This is a genomic window from Lysobacter sp. H23M47, from assembly GCF_015209765.1.
Taxonomy (GTDB): Bacteria; Pseudomonadota; Gammaproteobacteria; order Xanthomonadales; family Xanthomonadaceae; genus Novilysobacter; species Novilysobacter avium.
This window is the reverse complement of the sequence record NZ_CP063658.1, coordinates 37,961-55,840: the sequence shown is the minus strand read 5'-3', so window position 1 is coordinate 55,840 and position 17,880 is coordinate 37,961. Positions and strand designations below refer to the sequence as shown.

19 protein-coding genes are annotated in these 17,880 nt (G+C 65.3%); 13 read left to right on the top strand and 6 right to left on the bottom strand.

Annotation, left to right across the window (positions count from 1 at the left end):
- Positions 1-5 precede the first annotated feature (5 nt).
- From INQ43_RS00260 to INQ43_RS00230, 7 genes are all read left to right on the top strand, one after another.
- A complete protein-coding gene (locus tag INQ43_RS00260) occupies positions 6-2,780 on the top strand; it encodes a pesticin C-terminus-like muramidase (RefSeq protein WP_194036740.1) in 2,775 nt (924 codons plus the stop codon).
- Positions 2,762-3,343 carry a lysozyme inhibitor LprI family protein gene (locus INQ43_RS00255; RefSeq protein WP_194036739.1) on the top strand — a complete coding sequence of 194 codons (582 nt, stop codon included), beginning with the start codon at positions 2,762-2,764 and terminating at the stop codon, positions 3,341-3,343. Before INQ43_RS00260 ends, INQ43_RS00255 begins: the two co-directional genes overlap by 19 nt.
- A 208-nt stretch (positions 3,344-3,551) precedes the next feature.
- Positions 3,552-6,065, top strand: a complete 2,514-nt coding sequence (locus INQ43_RS00250) for a DEAD/DEAH box helicase (RefSeq protein WP_194036738.1) — start codon at positions 3,552-3,554, stop codon at positions 6,063-6,065.
- Positions 6,062-6,997: a ribonuclease H-like domain-containing protein gene (locus INQ43_RS00245; RefSeq protein WP_194034653.1), complete on the top strand. Its 936-nt coding sequence runs from the start codon at positions 6,062-6,064 to the stop codon at positions 6,995-6,997. The genes INQ43_RS00250 and INQ43_RS00245 overlap by 4 nt, the downstream gene beginning before the upstream one ends.
- A 49-nt stretch (positions 6,998-7,046) precedes the next feature.
- The gene (locus tag INQ43_RS00240) at positions 7,047-7,340 is read left to right on the top strand and encodes an I78 family peptidase inhibitor (protein ID WP_194034652.1); all 294 of its coding nucleotides are present in this window, start codon (positions 7,047-7,049) and stop codon (positions 7,338-7,340) included.
- A 72-nt stretch (positions 7,341-7,412) separates the two neighbouring features.
- Positions 7,413-7,880, top strand: a complete 468-nt coding sequence (locus INQ43_RS00235; RefSeq protein ID WP_194036737.1) for a ribonuclease domain-containing protein — start codon at positions 7,413-7,415, stop codon at positions 7,878-7,880.
- Complete coding sequence (locus tag INQ43_RS00230) at positions 7,880-8,359, top strand: barstar family protein (protein ID WP_228062547.1); 480 nt, start codon at positions 7,880-7,882, stop codon at positions 8,357-8,359. The genes INQ43_RS00235 and INQ43_RS00230 overlap by 1 nt, the downstream gene beginning before the upstream one ends.
- 45 nt (positions 8,360-8,404) lie before the next feature.
- On the opposite strand, the gene INQ43_RS00225 is transcribed toward INQ43_RS00230, so the two are convergent.
- From INQ43_RS00225 to INQ43_RS00200, 6 genes are all read right to left on the bottom strand, one after another.
- On the bottom strand, positions 8,405-8,638 hold the full coding sequence (locus INQ43_RS00225) for a hypothetical protein (RefSeq protein WP_043959391.1): 234 nt from the start codon (positions 8,636-8,638) through the stop codon (positions 8,405-8,407).
- 66 nt (positions 8,639-8,704) lie between these two features.
- Positions 8,705-9,781, bottom strand: coding sequence for a DNA topoisomerase IB (locus tag INQ43_RS00220; RefSeq protein WP_194036736.1), 1,077 nt, complete (start codon positions 9,779-9,781; stop codon positions 8,705-8,707).
- A gap of 90 nt (positions 9,782-9,871) precedes the next feature.
- A complete protein-coding gene (gene egtD, locus INQ43_RS00215) occupies positions 9,872-10,846 on the bottom strand; it encodes an L-histidine N(alpha)-methyltransferase (RefSeq protein WP_194036735.1) in 975 nt (324 codons plus the stop codon).
- Positions 10,843-12,183: an ergothioneine biosynthesis protein EgtB gene (gene egtB / locus INQ43_RS00210; RefSeq protein WP_194036734.1), complete on the bottom strand. Its 1,341-nt coding sequence runs from the start codon at positions 12,181-12,183 to the stop codon at positions 10,843-10,845. Before egtB ends, egtD begins: the two co-directional genes overlap by 4 nt.
- A gap of 52 nt (positions 12,184-12,235) precedes the next feature.
- The gene (folE, locus tag INQ43_RS00205; RefSeq protein ID WP_194036733.1) at positions 12,236-12,826 is read right to left on the bottom strand and encodes a GTP cyclohydrolase I FolE; all 591 of its coding nucleotides are present in this window, start codon (positions 12,824-12,826) and stop codon (positions 12,236-12,238) included.
- A 60-nt stretch (positions 12,827-12,886) separates the two neighbouring features.
- A complete protein-coding gene (locus INQ43_RS00200; protein WP_194036732.1) occupies positions 12,887-13,369 on the bottom strand; it encodes a hypothetical protein in 483 nt (160 codons plus the stop codon).
- Positions 13,370-13,605: 236 nt separating this feature from the next.
- Between INQ43_RS00200 and INQ43_RS00195 the strand changes: the two genes are divergently transcribed.
- From INQ43_RS00195 to INQ43_RS00170, 6 genes are all read left to right on the top strand, one after another.
- Complete coding sequence (locus INQ43_RS00195) at positions 13,606-14,406, top strand: ATP-binding cassette domain-containing protein (RefSeq protein ID WP_194036731.1); 801 nt, start codon at positions 13,606-13,608, stop codon at positions 14,404-14,406.
- Positions 14,406-15,155: an MlaE family lipid ABC transporter permease subunit gene (locus INQ43_RS00190; RefSeq protein WP_194034644.1), complete on the top strand. Its 750-nt coding sequence runs from the start codon at positions 14,406-14,408 to the stop codon at positions 15,153-15,155. Before INQ43_RS00195 ends, INQ43_RS00190 begins: the two co-directional genes overlap by 1 nt.
- A 37-nt stretch (positions 15,156-15,192) precedes the next feature.
- A complete protein-coding gene (gene mlaD / locus INQ43_RS00185; protein WP_194034643.1) occupies positions 15,193-15,738 on the top strand; it encodes an outer membrane lipid asymmetry maintenance protein MlaD in 546 nt (181 codons plus the stop codon).
- Between the two features lie 5 nt (positions 15,739-15,743).
- Positions 15,744-16,397: an ABC transporter substrate-binding protein gene (locus tag INQ43_RS00180; RefSeq protein ID WP_194036730.1), complete on the top strand. Its 654-nt coding sequence runs from the start codon at positions 15,744-15,746 to the stop codon at positions 16,395-16,397.
- A 14-nt stretch (positions 16,398-16,411) separates the two neighbouring features.
- A complete protein-coding gene (locus tag INQ43_RS00175) occupies positions 16,412-16,705 on the top strand; it encodes an STAS domain-containing protein (protein ID WP_194036729.1) in 294 nt (97 codons plus the stop codon).
- Between the two features lie 70 nt (positions 16,706-16,775).
- Positions 16,776-17,855 carry a VacJ family lipoprotein gene (locus INQ43_RS00170; protein WP_194036728.1) on the top strand — a complete coding sequence of 360 codons (1,080 nt, stop codon included), beginning with the start codon at positions 16,776-16,778 and terminating at the stop codon, positions 17,853-17,855.
- Positions 17,856-17,880 lie beyond the last annotated feature (25 nt).

The following is a 17,880-nucleotide window of genomic DNA, read 5'->3' as shown; positions in this document are numbered from 1 at the left end:
TCTGCATGACCGACGAGACCCGAAAGCCCGCTCCGCTGAAAAAATTCGCTTATCCGTTCCAGAAAACCGAGGCTGACGGCCAAGGCGCCTCGACCGCGGCCGAGGTCGTTGATCCACAGATCTACTACAGCGCATTGGCCAGTGCGGAAGACGGGTTCTACCCGATCGGCGCCAACGGACAGTGGCACGGTGGGATCCACTTCGGCAGCCAGACCGGCGCCACGCTGGCGCAGGATGCGGGTATCCGCTGCATCGCCGACGGCGAGGTCATCGCCTACCGCATCGACGGCACCTATCCCAAGGTGGCTTACGACAGCTGCGGCGAGGCGACCTACTCGACCGGCTTCGCTCTGGTCCGGCACAGCTTGCAGTTGCCGCCAGCTCCGAGGACGACTGAAACAACATCTATTGAAAGCACAGGCTCCGGGGCAGGATCGACGAGAGAACCGAATGAGCCTTCGCTGATCTTTTACAGCCTGTACATGCACCTTCAGCACTGGAAGGGCTACCAGGATGACGCGAAGAAGCCGCGTCCGGTCTATTGGGGCGATGCGGTGTATGCGGTCGCCGAATCCGCCACCGATGCCGACCGGGTCAGGAACCCGTATATCCCCGAAGGGGGAATCGGTCTGAACCTGCGCGACGCGAACGGCGAGATTGCTGTCGGATTCGCGCCGCGCGGCGTCAAGCTGCGACTCGGCACAGAAGGCACCAAAAAAGGCTACTACGCAGTATCCGAGGTGGTGAGCGGCGAAGTCACACCGGCCGGCCTCACCAACGCCTACGCCTACAAGAAGGAACTGACCGGAACGACCGCCGACCCGGAGACCGACAAGGTGGTCGTGCTCGACGCGCCCATCGCGGTCCATGCCGGTGACCTGATGGGCCATCTGGGCCAATACCAACGCTATAGCGACACCAATCCCCTGGACTCGAGTTGCAGCGAACGACCGCTGGTGCAGCTGGACGTATTCGCTGGCGACGATGTCGAGGATTTCATCGCCAAGAGTCGCGAGCGCGCCAAACTGCTGGACGAGAAGCAGAAGACCCTGCTGCTCATCGAGGCCGGCGCAACACTTGCGTTGCCCGCCAAGGCGGACCAGCAGATCGTCGCAAGTGACGGCATCACCCTGGACCCCACGTCGCCGAAAACGGGCGACTGGGCGAAAGTACGCAAAGGCACCATGGAAGTGGTCGGCAGGGACAGCTTGAGTGGCTACGACAAGGCCACCCGGAGCTACGGCAACGGCAGCGTGCTCTCGCGCATCCTCGATGCCGACGGCAATGCGATTGCACTGGACGCCTACAACGCCCTGACCGACAAGTCCGCCTACACCGAGCGCGAGGTGATGGTGCCCAGCGGGGACCCGGTGTGGGTGATGCGCTCGATGCTCGACGATCGCCCGCTGACCACCGACCGCACGATGGATGCCTGGAGCCGGTTCCCGCTGCAGGCCAGCAACACCACCGGTCCGCAGGCCGCCTGGCCGCGAGTGGTGGCGATCAAGACTGTGGACAATACCGCCGTTGAGGAAGATGGCACGCGCTGGTGGCAGGTCGATGTCGGTACCGACGATGGTCGCGGCCGCAGCGGCTGGGCGCGGGAAAAGGACCAGGCCAGGGTCAAGTTGTGCACCCCCTGGGACTGGCCCGGATTCGAGCTGGTCAAAGCCGATGACACGCCACCGGCAACCTTCTATGCGAACCATGTTGCCAAACAGCCCGGGACCCCGAAGGATGAGCAGGGTACGCTGGCCGCACAGGGCGCCAGCGCCGAAAGTGCCCCGCTGTTCCAGAGGCTCTACGACGTGATTGATCTGAACGGTAACAACACACTCACGGCCACCGAGATCCGCAAGGCGCTCAAGCAACCGTGGCTCGCCCAAGCCATCGCCCGCCTGATCACCCGCTACGACAGCGAGTGGGCCGGCCCGATGGACAAATGGAACGCCATCGACCTACTGATCCCGGAGCCGCGCAAGGCCGACTGGGTGCAGGAGAAGAAGCGGATCGAGTCGCTGCTGTGGTGGGATGAGTTGAAAGGGAAGAATGGATTCCCAACGGATACAAAAGCGATTTACTTTCATCCAGTGGGGATGACAGCAAATTTTACAACGCCCTGCCCATCAGGCTGCGTGGTCGAGTGCTACGAATTAGAGACTTCTCAAGGAACTTTTATCGTCTCCAAAAAATCCTTTGAAGACATGCTCTCTGACGAAACCTATAAAGAACATCCGTATGTACCTGCCGCAGCAAGCTCCTCGAGCGGAATCACAGTCGGATACGGCTACGATCTCGGTCACCAGAGTGCGGCACAGATCCGCAAAGATCTAGGTACATACTACAGCTCTGAGGATGTCGACAAGTTTGTTGCGGTTGCAGGCCTGAAGAAATCCGATGCTAAAGACAAGCTGCCGACCGTATCGACGATTTCGATCTCAAAAGACGATGCATTAAACCTTGCGTTCGACCTAAAGAAGAGGTACGCCGACAATGTTGTCGACATATACCCGGAATCCATAAAGCTTCACCCTCACTGCCAAGGTGCATTGCTGTCATTGATATTCAATCGCGGACACAACAACATCCACACCGCAACGCGGCGAGAGCTGGGTGAAATTCAAGACGCGCTGAAAGCCGGAGAGTACGAAAAGATTCCAGCCTCAATTCGCTCAATGAAGCGAGTATGGGAAGGAAAAAACCTCGGCGGCCTCTTGAAAAGAAGAGACCGAGAAGCCGATCTATTTGAGGAGGGGTTGAAATGCGACTGCTGGAAATAGCCACTCTATTTATTGTGCTTATCGTGCCATCTATCAGCTTCGCAGAGCAGAATAAAAATACTCTATGCGAAAGCACAAAAACAATTGACTTAATATATTGCACCGATCAAAACTTCAATTCAGCAGATCAGGCACTGAATGAGAATTACAGTAAAGCAATGGCGTCAGTCACGCCGCAAAGCAAAATTGAATTGAGAAACACTCAGCGTTCTTGGCTGAAATTTCGAGATAGCTACTGCGAATCAATTTCAGACGATATCCACCCGGGCAGCGAAGCAAAGATTGAAAAGACCTCCTGCCTTGCGAACCTAACGAGCGATCGCGCAACAGAAATCGCTAGGGCATATAAATATCCGAATGATGATCAATACTTTCGACTGCTTTCTTCTCTTGAGCGTGCCGGATACGATAGGGCTGAACTGCTTTCGAAGCTAGAAGATTCGGATTCCGGCAACTCAGAGTGGACGAAATACCTTTCTCTTAATTGCAAGCTATTGCAGAATATCAATAAAGAGCCACTTAAAAAGTGCATCGCCCGAAACAATATTTACCGAAGCTACTGATTAACAAAGCGATCGACGGGAAGTCTGAACAACTGTAATGCCCCAGTGATTTCGTGCTCCGGTATAACCTTTCCGAGGAGATACGAATGAGCGTAGTAATGGAAGCGTGGTACGGCCCGGCGGAAGTCGGAGCTGCCCGGATAACCCCCGTCTCACCCACTGAGACCGCCTCATGCTCCCATGGCGCCCTTTCATCACGATGGCCGCCATGTCCTACGCCCTTGCTCCCCGCACCGCCGCCAGCGAACAGGCGCTGTCGACCACCGACGGTCGCCCGTCCCGCGATGGCGCTTTGTTGGGCCAACGGCTGGAGCGGCGCTACGCGGACCGCATCACCGGCAGCTTCACCATTCCGGGTCGCGAGGGCTCGTATGCGCCGGTCCCGGAGGACGTGCCAGCGGCGCTGAAGTTGGCACTCAAGGACCGCGGCATCGAGCAGCTGTACTCGCACCAGGCCGAGGCGTGGGACGCCACGCAGCGTGGTGAGCACGTCGCCATCGTGACCCCGACTGCCTCGGGCAAGTCGCTTTGCTACACCCTGCCGGTGATGAGTGCGGCGATGGCCGGCAATGCCAAGGCGCCGGGTTCAAAAGCGCTATTCCTGTTCCCGACCAAGGCGCTCGCCCAGGACCAGGTCGCCGAACTGCTGGAGCTCAGTCGCGCCGGCGACCTGGGGGTCAAGGCGTTCACCTTCGACGGCGATACCCCCGGCGACGCCCGCCAGGCGATCCGCCTGCACGGCGATATCGTGGTCAGCAACCCCGACATGCTGCACCAGGCGATCCTGCCGCATCACACCAAGTGGGCGCAGTTCTTCGAGAACCTGCGCTACGTCGTCATAGACGAGGTGCACACCTACCGCGGCGTGTTCGGGAGCCACGTCACCAACGTGCTGCGCCGGCTCAAGCGGATCTGTGCGTTCTATGGCGTCAGCCCGCAATTCATCCTCTGCTCGGCGACCATCGGCAACCCGCAGGCGCACTGTGAGGCACTGATCGAAGCACCGGTCACGGCCATCACCGAGTCCGGTGCGCCCAGCGGCGACAAGCACGTGCTGCTCTGGAATCCGCCGGTAGTGAATGCCGATCTGGGCCTGCGCGCTTCGGCGCGTTCGCAGAGCAACCGCATCGCCCGCATCGCGATCAAGAGCGGCCTGAAGACGCTGGTGTTCGCGCAGAGCCGGCTAATGGTCGAGGTGCTGACCAAGTACCTGAAGGACATCTTCGACCACGACCCGCGCAAGCCACCCCGCATCCGAGCCTATCGCGGCGGCTACCTGCCGACCGAGCGCCGCGCCGCCGAGCGCGACATGCGCGCGGGCAACATCGACGGCATCATCTCGACCTCCGCGCTGGAGCTGGGCGTGGACATCGGCGCGCTCGACGTGGTGGTGCTCAACGGCTATCCGGGCTCGGTGGCAGCGACCTGGCAGCGCTTCGGCCGCGCCGGTCGTCGCCAGCAACCGGCCCTGGGCGTGCTGGTCGCCAGCTCGCAGCCGCTGGACCAGTACGTGGTGCGGCATCCGGACTTCTTCGCCGACGCCTCGCCGGAACACGCGCGCGTCGCGCCGGACCAGCCGCTGATCCTGTTCGACCACATCCGCTGCGCGGCCTTCGAGCTGCCGTTCGTGGTCGGCGAGGGCTTCGGTCCGATCGATCCGGACGTGTTCCTGGAGGCGCTGGCCGAGACCGACGTGGTGCACAGGGAAGGCGATCGCTGGGAGTGGATCGCCGACAGCTATCCCGCCGGATCGGTGTCGCTGCGTGCGGTCGCCGATGGCAACTTCGTGGTCGTCGACAAAACCGGCGGCAAGCAGCAGATCATCGCCGAGGTCGACTACTCGGCCGCCGCGCTGACCCTGTACGAGGGCGCGATCCACATGGTCCAGTCCACGCCCTTCCAGGTCGAGCGGCTGGACTGGGAAGGCCGCAAGGCTTACGTGGTGCGCACCTTTGTCGACTACTACACCGACTCCATCGACTACACCAAGCTGAAGGTGCTGGAGCGTTTCGAGGGCGAGGCGGCCGGCCGCGGCGAAGCCAGCCACGGGGAGGTGCACGTGGTGCGCCGGGTGTCGGGGTACAAGAAGATCCGCTACTACACCCACGAGAACATCGGCTACGGCCCGGTCAACCTGCCCGACCAGGAGCTGCACACCACCGCGGCCTGGTGGCAGTTGCCGCAGGCGACGCTGCTGGCGTGGTTTTCGTCGCGGCAGGATGCGCTGGACGGCTTCCTGGGCGCCGGTTACGCGCTCCACGTCGTGGCCACGGTGGCGGTGATGGCCGACGCGCGCGACCTGCAGAAGGCGATCGGCAACGGCGATGGCGCGTGGTTTGCGACTGCCGACAACAAAGGCCGCGGCACCCTGCGCGGGATCGAGGACAGCAGCATCCTGGATGACGAGGACACCAACCACCGCCTGACCCACGCCAACGAGGAGATGATCGAGGTGCGCCAGTTCGTACCGACGATCTATCTCTACGACAACTTCCCCGGCGGCGTGGGTCTCAGCGAGCCGCTGTGGAACCGCCAAGCCGAGTTGGTCCGGCGCGCGTCCGAACTGGTCGGGCGTTGCGACTGCAGGTCCGGCTGCCCGGCCTGTGTCGGTCCCATCCTGGCGGCGGACGAGGGCGGCGACGAGGCCACGCCCAAGTCGCTGGCGCTGCGGGTGCTGGAGTTGCTGCAGGCTAAAGAATCACTGGAGGCGACCGAGGCGTGAGCATCAATCCGGACAAGTTGCGCGCGTTGCGGAGGCAGGCCGGTGGTCAGGTCCGAGGGACGCCAACTCGGCCGGCAGTGACGGCGGCAGCTCCCCGAGCGGTAGACGCAGCCGCTGCCGGCCCTGCGCCGACGCGCAACACATCGATCGAATCGCTGCGCCGGCTGCTGGGCGTTCGCGAGCGCAAGCCCGCCTACATGAATTACCCCACCGGCCCGATCGACCGCGCGCTGCCGGGGGAGGAAATCGCACCCGGCCTGCGCATGATCCAGTCGCACGTCGCCTTCCCCGCGCCGGCCACTACGCTGGCGCTGGACTTTGCCAAGCGCCACGGCGAAGCGGTTGATCCGCGCGAGCTGCTCTTTTTCGACACCGAGACCACCGGTCTGGCCGGAGGTACCGGAACCCGTGCATTTCAGATCGGTGCGGCCGACTGGCATCATGACCCGGTCCATGGCGACGGCCTGCGCATCCGCCAGTTGCTGATCACGACCCTGGCCGCCGAGCCTTTGATGCTGCAGACCTTCACCGACTGGCTCGGGCCGAACACCGTCCTGTCGAGCTACAACGGCCGCTGCTACGACGCGCCGCTGCTGAAGACGCGCTACCGGCTGGCACGGATGGACGATCCGATCACCGGCCTGGACCACGTCGACCTGCTGTTTCCGACCCGACGGCGCTACCGCGGGGTCTGGGAAAACTGCCGTCTGGCGACCATCGAGCGCGAGCTGCTCGGCATCGTCCGCGAGGACGACCTGCCCGGCTCGGAAGCACCGGCGGCGTGGCTTTCCTACCTGCGCGGCGGCCCGTCCTCGCTGCTGCGCCGGGTGTGCGCCCACAACCACCAGGACGTGGTGACGCTGGCGAGGCTGATCCTGCGACTGGTGGACGCTGAGGCGGAAGCTGCCGGCGAGGTGTTTACCGCATCCTAACGACGCCGCGGGCACGATCAGGAGGATCGCCCGTCGAATGGAGAAGCCAATGATCCGCGCCGCACTGTCCGCCTCCGCACTCGTTCTTGTCGCAGCCGCCTGCACCACGATGCCGCCACCAATGGCCCAGCAGCGGCCGGATTCCTGCACCACGGATACGATCGGCTGGGTGATCGGCCAGGCCGCCACCCCGGAAGTGGTCGAGCGCGCCCAGTTCGAAAGCTACAGCCGCGCCGTCCGGGTAATCGAGCCCGGCATGGCAGTAACGCTGGACTATCGCGGCGACCGCCTCAACCTGCACGTCAACAGCGCCGGCGCGATCAACCAGGCAACCTGCGGTTGAGTCCATCGCCGCGGTAGCCCGGCACCGATCAGGCAGTAGACTCTGCCGGTCAAATCACCAAGGAAGTGCCTGATGGACCGCACTCGGTTGTGGCTGGTCGCCGCTGTAATCGTGGCCGGCTTGTGGTCGTGGAGCCAGTATCGCCAAGCGCCCGTCTTGCCGTCCCCGCCGACGGTCCAATCACCTGCGAGGGAAGGCGATCCGGTTGCCTCCGCCAACTCACCCACTGCCGCGCCCGCTCCGGCGAAGGTTCGGCAACCTCGGTATCCCACCTTCCTGCCGGTAGAGGCCCATCCCGTGCTGGACGCGATCGCGCGCGGCGGGCCGTACGCGTATCGCCAGGACGACGGCGTCTTCCAGAATCGCGAGCGACTCCTGCCGCAACGACCGCGCGGCCACTACCGCGAATACACCGTCCCGTCGCCGGGCGCAGCCGACCGCGGCGCGCGGCGGATCGTCACCGGCGGCGATCCGCCGACGGAGTACTTCTACACCGACGACCACTACGGCAGCTTCCGCCCGTTCGAGGTAACCCCGTGATGCCCACCGACATCCGTGCGTTGCTGCTCGAGCCGGATCAGGCCCGGGCGTTCTTCATTGATGGTCGCGACAGTGGCCCCATGGCGGAGGCCGCCGCGTCACTGGATTTTGCGATCGCGCGAATCGATCTGGCGGGCTGCACCGGGAAAGCGGACGCGCTTGAGCGGATAGCCAGGGGACTGTCATTCCCAGGCTGGTTTGGCGGCAACTGGGATGCGCTGGCCGATTGCCTCGGTGACCTGTCGTGGTTGCTGGCGCCGGGCTACATGCTGCTGATCGCGAATAGCGGCGCCTGGCGCGCCGCGCAGCCGGAGGAGTTCGACACCCTGCTGGCGATCCTCAATGAGGCAGCGCTTGAATGGCGCGAGCGCAACGTGGCCTTCTGGGCGCTGCTGCCGCTGGCGGCCGAAGCGATGAAAGCGCTCGAGAATGCCATCGAGTCGCCGCCGGACAGCGAAGCGAGCTACAGCGGTCCCTGAGAGCGGCTTCAGCGCAGGGTCGCTTCAGCGCAGGGCTGCCTCGTCTCAGACCCGATCGTCCAGGCCGATCACGCCGGACTTGCGGGCGCAATGCGCGCAGCAGTACATCTTGCCGTCATGCTCACTGCCGTGGCCGATGATCTTGCACTTGCAGTGGGAACAGTTCGGGGCGAGCGCATGGATCGCGCATTCGAACGAGTCGAACGTTCCGCCGCCGTCGACGGTTTTCACGGTGAAGCTCTTGTCGTAGTCGTTGCCGCAGACATCGCATGTCGCCATGGTGGTTTCTCCACACGGGACGCCGAGTGTCGCGTGGTCGGCGACCACACCGGGTGAAGGATTGTGCTAGCGCGCCCGCTTGTGCTCGCGCTTGAGGAACTTCAGCGCAGCGCGTTCCCATTGGCGGGCGCCGCGCGCATTGGCGGCGGCACGCTGCAGCCGGCCCTGCTCCCAACCATCAAAGACCACAGGGTCGATGTAGGCCTTGCGACACACCGCCGGGGTGTTACCCAGTTCCTCGGCGACCTGCTTGATCACCGCGTTGCGCGCCTGGGCGAGGGCGCGCTCGCTGGGCTCGCCGCCGGGTCCGGGCTCGGGCACAGGCGTGCCTGCCAACTCACGAAACGCGATCAGCGTGCCGCCCCAGGTGCGGAAGTCCTTTGCACTGAAGCCGTTGCCCAGGCGGCGGTGGAGATAGTCATTCACGGCGCCAGAATCGACCGGCTGGATGCTGCCGTCGTCGTCGCGGTACTGGAACAGTGCCTGCCCCGGAAGTTGCTGGCAGCGCTTGACCAGCTTCGCCAGTCGCGCATCGTCAAGTTCGATCTCATGCTCCTGACCGCCCTTGCCGCGGAAGCTCAGGCGCGCGCGGCCGCCGCGCAGGAAGGCGATATGGCGGTTGCGCAGGGTTGTCAGCCCGAAGGAGCGGTTGCTGCGCGCATAGCGGTCATTGCCGATCCGCACCAGCGTATCAGCCAGCAGCGCGACGACGATCGCCAATACCTTGTCGCGCCCGAAACCCGGTTCGCCAAGGTCCTTGCGCAGGTGCCGGCGCAACCTGGGCAAGGCCGCCCCGAACTCGACAATGCGATCGAATTTGCCGTCCCCGCGGATCCGGCTCCAGTCGGCGTGATAGCGGTACTGCTTGCGGCCGCGTGCGTCGCGCCCGGTCGCCTGCAGGTGACCGTTCGCCCGCTGGCAGATCCACACCTCGGTCCAGGCCGGCGGGATCGCCAGCGCCTGGATGCGCGCAAGGGTCGTTGCATCGGTGACGCGATCGCCGTCCGCATCGCGATAGTGGAAGCCCTTGCCGGCCCGCAGACGGGCGATACCGGGATGATCGTCGCAAACGTAGCGAAGCCCGGCCTGGCTGGCCGCCTCGACCGATTCGGGAGGGGGTGACACGGACGCTTGTGATCTCATCGCGAGAGCATCCACAGCGTCGTGTCGAGGAACTGCGAACCCGGCGCCTGCGGGATCGGCAGGTCACGGCAAAACGCCTGACTACGGCAATCAGGCCGCCGCGAGCAGACGCAAACCGAACCAGCCCCTGGGATCGTTCCAACGCTCGATGACGCGCAGGCCGGCGCGCGCGGCCAGCGCGGCGAAGCTGGCGTCGGTGTACTTGTGGCTGTACTCGACTTCCATCGCCTCGCCGTCAAAAAAACTGAACTGCCGGCCGGCCACGGTCACCTGCTGGTCGCGCAGGCTGACCAGGTGCGTCTCGATACGCATGCGTTCGCGCGAGTACACCGCGCGATGAGCGAAAGAGTCCACATCAAAGTCGCTGCCGATGTCGCGGTTGAGTCGCACCAGCAAATTGAGGGTGAAGGCGGCGGTGACTCCCGCGGCGTCGTTGTAGGCCGCCTCGATCAGCGCCGGCTCCTTGTCCAGGTCGATGCCGATCAACGCCTGGCCGCCGGCACCCATCGTCTCGCGCATCGATCGCAGCAGGCGCTCGGCGTCCGCGGGCAGGAAGTTGCCCAACGTCGATCCGGGGAAGAACACCAGCACGTGGCCATTGCCGCGCGACGGGATGGGAAGTGGCACCGGCTGGGTGAAGTCGGCGCAGACCGGCAGCATTTCCACGTCCGGATACGCATCGGCCAGGCGCTCCACGCTGGCCAGCAACGCCGTGCGGGAAATCTCGATCGGCGTATAGGCCACCGGATCGGCTAGCCCGTCCAGCAGCAGGTGGGTCTTGCGCCCGCTGCCGCTGCCGTATTCGACCACGTGGGCGCGCGGCGTAACCGCCTCGGCGATGGAAGGCATGGAAGCCTCCAGCAGGTCCAGCTCGACGCGGGTCAGGTAATACTCCGGCTCCCGGGTGATCTGCTCAAACAGGCGCGAGCCGTACTCGTCGTAAAAGTACTTCGAGGGCAGCGTCTTGGGCGTCGCCGACAGTCCCGCGAGCACGTCGCCGGTGATGTCGTCGGCGCTGGGCTGCAGGTCGCTGAGCGTGATCTTCGACGCCACGGTGACCGTCATGCGTCGCGCGCCAGACGCAGGCCGCTGAACTGCCAGCGGTCGGGGGCGTGGAAGAAGTTGCGATAACTGGCGCGCAGGTGGTCGCGCGGGCTGGCACAGCTGCCGCCGCGCAGGATCTGTTGTCCGCTCATGAACTTGCCGTTGTATTCGCCCAGTGACCCGGGCATCTCGCGAAATCCCGGATACGCGGTGTAGGCGCTTGAGGTCCACTCCCACACGTCGCCGAACATCTGTCGTGGACCGCCGGCGTCGGCGCTTTCGACGTCGCGTTGCGGCGGAACAGGATGCAGGTAGCCCTGATCGACGAAATTGCCGGCGACTGCCACCGACGCGGCCGCGCCTTCCCACTCGACCTCGGTGGGCAGGCGCGCGCCAGCCCAGCGTGCGAAGGCGTCCGCTTCGTAGTAGCTGAGGTGGCTGACCGGTGCGTGGGGATCAATCGGACGCATGCCGCCAAGAGTGAACTCGCACTCCGACGCCTCGTCCCAGTACAACGGGCGCTGCCACGCGTCCTGGTTGACCCGCGCCCAGCCATCGCTCAGCCACAGCGCGGCATCGCGGTAGCCGCCGGCCTCGACGAAGTCGCGGTACTCGCCGTTGGTCACCGGCCGGGTGGCAAGCGCATGCGCCGGCATCAACACGCGATGCCGGGGCGACTCGTTGTCGAACGCAAAATGCTCGCTGTCCAGCGGCCAGGCGGCGGCGCCGATCTCGACGATGGATTCCTCCTGGCCCAGCCAGTCCAGCGCACCCGCGGCGGCGCCGGCAACCGGCAAATCGTCGCGGTAGGCGGGCTTCAGGGGATTGCACCACAGCGCGTGCTTGATGTCGGTCAGCAGCAGCTCCTGGTGCTGCTGCTCGTGATGCAGGCCCAGCTCGATGCGCTGGAGCAGCGGAGTGCCAAATTGATCGTCAGAGAGCGCGCGCGCCATGCGATCGTCCACCTGCCGGCGGTAATCGAGCACCTGCGCCAGCGAGGGCCGCGAGAGCATCCCGCGCCGGTGTCGCGCGTGCATGGGGCCGACGCTCTGGTAATAGCTGTTGAACAGATAGTCCCAGTCGGCGTTGACCGCCTGGTAGCCTCCGCTCCCGGCCAGCACGAATCGCTCGAAAAACCAGGTCGTGTGGGCCAGGTGCCACTTGGTCGGGCTGGTCTCTTCCATCGACTGCAGCATCGCGTCTTCGGCCGAGACGGGCGCGGCCAATACCACGCTGCGCTCGCGCACGGCCCGATACGCGGCCGGCAGGGACTGGCGCGCCGACGGGGGCGCCGGGGGTTCGGAGTGGCGCGTGGGTGCCGGCGCGTCGGCCGGATGCGGGGCGGGTTGGCTGGACATGGCCGCAGAATACAGAGCCGAATGTATCGACCGGATCACGAAGCAGCCGCAGTCAGCTGCGCGCCGGGCTGCCAATGAACTGCAGGAACTCGGCGCGGGTGCGGCCGTCCTCGCGGAAGCCGCCCATCATTTTGGAGGTGACCATCGCCACCCCGCGCTTGTGCACGCCGCGGGTGGTCATGCAGCCATGGCTGGCCTCGATCACCACGCCGACGCCGCGCGGCTGCAGCACGCGCTGGATGCAATCGGCGATCTGCGCGGTCATTTTCTCCTGCACCTGCAGGCGCCGGGCGTAGACATCGACCACCCGTGCCAGCTTGCTGATCCCCACCACCTTGCCGTCGGGCAGGTAGCCAACGTGCGCGCGGCCGATTATCGGCGCCATGTGGTGCTCGCAGTGACTCTCGAAGCGGATGTCACGAAGCACGATCAGCTCGTCATAACCGGCGACTTCTTCAAACGTGCGCGCCAGGTATTCGTCGGGATCGATCGCGTAGCCGCTGAACCAGTCCGCGTAGGCCTTGGCGACGCGCTTGGGCGTATCGATCAGCCCTTCACGGGCGGGATCGTCACCGGCCCATGACAGCAGCGTGCGGACAGCGGCCTCGGCCTCTTCACGAGTGGGTCTGACGGGATCGGCCATGGCTCTGCAACACCTTGTCTGGGGGACCCGCCATGCTACTCCAGCGGCGTCAGGCGGGCATCAGCGCTTGCCTGCGGCCACCTTGCGCGCACCCTCGCGCAGGTAGTCCCAGCCGGCGGAAATGGCCGGTCGGGCTTCGGCCCATTCGGAACGCTCCGGGCGGACGGCACGCTCGACCTGCCACTCCTCTCGCAGGTCCGGCTCCACTTCGGCCCACGGCCGGCCGTGGTACTCCTCGAAATGGTCGAACGCGAACTGGTAAGCGGGTTCGTAGTCATCCCAGGTCGTGCCGGGGCGGTAATACGCCGCGCCGCTGTAGTCGCGTTGGAAGTGCGCGCGGTAATCCTCGACATTGGCCGTCTCGGCCATGGATTCGCCTGCGCCGGCACCGATCACGCCGCCGGCAATAGCGCCGATCGCCATGCCAATTGGACCACCAGGCGCACCGACGGCCGCACCGGTCACCGCGCCGGCGGCAGCTCCGGCGCCCGTACCGAGTGCCTGCTTGCCACTGTCATCGACTGCCTTTTTTTCGTCGTTCATGGGAGTTGCTCCGTCAAAGTTACCGAAGACCGGATCTGTGCCGGCATGGACACCACCTTGGCGGGAAACGCGTCCCTCCCCGGTGAAGGCGATCGCCGCGAAGATCCATGGCGGATGCTCCGCGCCGACGCTCATTCAGCCTGCGGAGTGCGTGGCAGGCGTCGGACTGCGACAATGCGCGACCAGCCCAGCCTGACAGGCTGCGGCATTCGCGTCCGCCTGCCCCGTCCATGCCCATGACCGTTTCCGACCCCATTGTCCGCCTTGCCGGCCTGCGCCTTGATCGCGGCAGCCGCACGGTATTGCAGGACATCAACCTCAGCGTGCCACGCGGCCAGGTGCTGACGGTGTTCGGCCCCTCCGGCAGCGGCAAGTCCACCCTGCTGGCGGCGCTGACCGGCGAACTGCCGGCTGCCGCGGGCACGGTGGAGATCTTCGGCCAGCCGATTCCGCGCCGATCCCGTGCGCTCTATGAAATGCGCAAGGGCATCGGCGTGTTGCTGCAGGGCAATGGCCTGCTGACGGACCTGACCGTGGCCGAGAACGTGGCCCTGCCGCTGCGCACCCACACGGCGCTGCCGCGGGCGGTCATCGACCGCCTGGTGCGGATGAAGCTGCATGCCGTCGGCCTGGTGGCCGCGGCGGATGCGTTCCCGCGCGAATTGTCCGGAGGCATGGCGCGCCGGGTTGCGCTGGCACGGGCGCTGGCGATGGACCCGCCGCTGATGATCTACGACGAGCCGCTGACCGGACTGGATCCGATCGCCGCCGGGGTGGTGATGGAACTGGTGCGCCGGCTCAATGACAGCCTCGGCCTGACCAGCATCCTGGTGTCGCACCACGTCCGCGAAACCCTCCCAATCTGCGACCAGGCGATCATGATTGCCAATCGCACGATCGTGTTTTCCGGCACGCCGGCCGAATTGCAGGCAAGCACCGATCCGCTGGTGCGGCAGTTCCTGGATGGCGATCCGGACGGCCCGATCGCGTTCGATGCGCGGCCCCGCACCGCCACCGCGTCAAAGGAAGCCGCCTAATGGCCATCGCCCCCCCGGTCCGCTCGGTCGGTCGCGCCGGCCTGTTCACCCTGTCGGTGCTGCGCGCCTCGGTCCCTAGCCGCGACCTGTTCCGCGAGCTGGTCCGTGAGATCTACAAGATCGGTGCGCGCTCGCTGCCCATCATTGTTGTTGGCGGTGCCTTCGTCGGCCTGTCGCTGACGCTGCTGGCGTATCGCGCGCTGGACACCTACGGCGCCAGTACCCAGGTCAGCATGATCCTTGGGCTGGGAATCTACCGCGAGCTGGGTCCGGTGCTGACGGCCTTACTATTCATCGGTCGCGCCGGCTCATCCATCGCCGCCGAACTCGGCCTGATGCGTGCGACCGACCAGATCACCGCACTGGGCCTGATGGGAATCGACCCTGTGGGCAAGGCGGTCGCACCTCGGTTCTGGGCCGCCGTGCTGTGCGTGCCGCTGCTGACCGGATTCTTCTGCAGCCTGGCCATCAGCGCCAGCTACCTGGAGGCGGTGCACGTGATCGGCGTGGACGCCGGGGTGTTCTGGCAGGTCCTGCGCGACAGCGTCGACCTGGTCGACGACTTCGGCATGGCGATGGTCAAGTCCGCGGTGTTTGGCGGTGTGGCGGCGCTGGTGGCGGCCTATGTCGGTTTCCATGCCGAGCCCACCATCGAAGGCACCTCGGTGGCGACCACCAAGGCGGTGGTGAACGCCTCGCTGCTGGTGCTGATGCTGAACTTCGTGATGTCCGCCCTGCTGTTCAACTGAACCCACCTTCGAACCCAACTTTCCCGAGTAGCACCCCATGAGCAACCACAGCCCCCGTATCGAATTCGCCGTCGGCGCCTTTTTGCTGCTCGCATTGGCGTCCCTGCTGGTGCTGGCCATGAGCTCCACCAACGGCAAGCTGGGCTGGTTTGGTGGCAATGACTACGAGATCACCGCCCGCTTCAGCAACCTCGGCCCCTTGCGCTCCAATGCGCCGGTCAAGATCGGTGGCGTGGCGATCGGCCGGGTGTCCGGCATCACCCTGGACCCGGTGAAGCTGGACTCGGTGGTGACACTGGCGATCGACAAGCGCTATGACGACCTGCCGGCGGACACCAGCGCCGCCATCCTCACCTCCGGCCTGCTGGGTGAGAGCTATATCGGCCTGCAGCCCGGAGGCGATCCCGAGCCCCTGAAAGAGGGCGACCAGATCTTCCTGACCCAGTCCTCGGTCGACCTGATCCAGATGGTCGGCAAGTACATGTTCAGCGGCGGTCCGGAGAATGGGCCGGGTAGCGCCGATGACGGCGCCGCCGAGCTTCCTGCGTACCTGCAGGAGAGCGGCGACACTCCCAAGGACTGAATGCAATGAAAATCCGCCTGATCTCCGTTGTGGTGTCAGCTGCCTTGCTGGCCACCGTACCCGCCCTCGCGTTCGCCGGCGGACAGACCGCCGCTCCGGCGACGTCGACCGCTGCCACGCCCAGCAAGCTGGTGCTGGACAACTCCACCCGCGTGCTGACAACGCTGGAAGCGCGTCGCGCCGAGTTCACCACCGATCGCGCCGCGCTGCAGAAGTTCATCAGCGCCGAATTCGAGCAGATGTTCGACAGCAAGTACGCCGCCCAACTGGTGCTCGGTCGCCACGGTCGCGGGGCTGCGGACGCGGACGTCAACCGTTTTGCCAAGGCGCTGACCAGCAACCTGATGGGCCGCTACGGTTCGTCGTTGCTGGACTTCAATACCCGCCTGAAAGTGCGCATCAAGTCGGAGACGCCGCTGCGTGGCGGCGCGATGGTGAAGGTGTCCAGCGAATTCCTTCGCCAGGGCGGCGATCCGATTCCGGTGGACTACCTGATGCGCAAGGTGGGCAACGACTGGAAGGTATTCGACGTCATGGTGGAAGGCGTGAGTTTCGTGCAGACCTTCCGCAACCAGTTTGACGAGCCGTTGGCGCGCAAGTCGATCAACGAGATCTCGACCGACCTGGAAGCGGGCAGGCTGCAGCCGACCGCCAAGTGACATCAGGGCCTGACATGGGTTCCGCTGCGTCCATCGCATCGGTCCGGCGTGAGCACGACGCGCTGGTGTTTTCCGGCACGCTGGACCGCGACGCAGTGCCTGCGCTGTGGACGCAATGCGCCGCATGGCAGTCTGGCGTCACGCGGCTCGATCTGGTCGCAGTGGACCGCGTGGACAGTGCTGGCGTGGCCCTGCTTGCCGAACTGGCGGCCCGCACCGGCGCGAGCGCGGTGGAAGGCGACCCGATCGGCCTGGCCGAGCTGCGGCGCGCCTACCGTCTGGGCGCCACGTTGGATTTTTCCACCTAGACCGGTTTCTGCATGCGCCGGTGGTTTCCACCGCGTAATGCATCCACCGACGCGCCATGGACTGCTTTTGATGCCAACCCGACCCCGTAACCGTCACCGCCGCGCGCCTTCGCAAGCGCTGGGCCTGTGCTTGGTGCTCGCGGTCGCGAGCGTGGGTTGCGCCAGCGCGCAGGCGCGCAGCGACGCGGCGCCGCCAGCATCTTCGGCGGACTCGTTGTTGAATGACCCGCTCGATCCTGGTGCGGACTCCGCCGCGGCGGTCGCCGGGGATTCACCGGCGCAGCAGGACGCCGGGGAGCAGGCGGAGACCACCACGGGAATTGCTGCACCCGATGAGGACACCGCCGACGCGCAAGTCCGCACCGCCGCGGAGCGCGATTTCGACGCACTCTATGGCCCTTATGATCCGGTCGCCGATCCCAACCTGCCGGCGGCCGCACAGATGCCCGGCGTCTACGATCCGTGGGAGCGCTACAACCGCTCCATGCACCGCTTCAACAACGCAGTCGATCGCAGCGTCGCGCGACCGCTGGCGCGGTTCTACGTCGCGGTAACGCCGCGCCCGGTTCGGCTGGGAGTGAGCAATTTCTTCAGCAACCTGGGCCAGCCGGTCACCGCGGTCAACGCCCTGTTGCAGGGAAAGCCGGGGCAGGCCGGACAGGCCATGGGGCGCTTCGTGCTCAACACCACGCTTGGCATCGCCGGCATCTTCGATCCTGCCAGCGACGCCAATCTGGATCGCCGCAGCGAGGACTTCGGCCAGACCCTGGGCGTGTGGGGCTGGGAGCGCTCGCGCTACGTCGAGCTGCCGTTATTCGGCCCGCGAACCGTGCGCGACGTGCTTGGCATGGTCGGCGATGCCCCGCTCAGCCCGCTGCGCCAGGTCGAAGAGGACAAGATCCGGATCCCGTTGCAGGGCCTGCAACTGGTGGATGTACGCACCCAGTTGCTGTCGACCGACAGCCTGCGCGAAGGCGCCGCGGATGACTACGCGCTGGTCCGCGATGCGTGGATGCAGCGCCGCAACTACCAGATCCTCGGCGACCGCATGAACGAGGAAACGGATGACGCGCTGCCCGATTACCTGCGCGACGACGACAACCCGCTCGTCCCCGCCTCGGCCATGCCGGTGATGCCGACCGACAACTGAGTCGTGCGGCGATGGCCGCGCAGTC